Origin of the sequence: Arenibacter sp. S6351L (assembly GCF_023016025.1) — a bacterium.
In the GTDB taxonomy this organism is placed as follows: Bacteria; Bacteroidota; Bacteroidia; order Flavobacteriales; family Flavobacteriaceae; genus Arenibacter; species Arenibacter algicola_B.
Genome location: NZ_JALKBB010000114.1, coordinates 1 through 473 on the forward strand (window position 1 = coordinate 1; position 473 = coordinate 473).

The following is a 473-nucleotide window of genomic DNA, read 5'->3' on the forward strand; positions in this document are numbered from 1 at the left end:
CCCTGAATACCTTGAATTCCTTGAGCTCCGGTTTCACCTTTCTCACCTTGAGCTCCAGTATCTCCCTTGTCACCCTTATCTCCTGTCGCACCGGTGTCTCCCTTAGCTCCAGTTTCACCTTGAATACCCTGGATTCCTTGAGCTCCTGTAGCACCTGTTTCACCAGTAGCACCGGTATCTCCTTTGACGCCCTGGTCGCCTATGGCTCCGGTCGCACCGGTGTTTCCTTTTTCTCCAGTGGCACCTGTAGCACCAGTTTCACCTTGAATTCCTTGAATCCCTTGAGCTCCAGTATCTCCCTTGTCACCCTTTTCACCTGTGGTTCCAGTTGCCCCGGTTTCTCCTTGTATACCTTGAATTCCTTGATCTCCGGTTTCACCTTTGACGCCCTGGTCGCCTGTGGCTCCGGTCGCACCGGTGTTTCCTTTTTCTCCAGTGGCACCTGTAGCACCAGTTTCACCTTGAATACCTTG

1 pseudogene is annotated in these 473 nt (G+C 52.6%); it reads right to left on the reverse strand.

The window, feature by feature from the left end:
* A pseudogene (locus tag MWU82_RS24140) lies at positions 1-473 on the reverse strand (collagen-like protein); the annotation flags it as partial.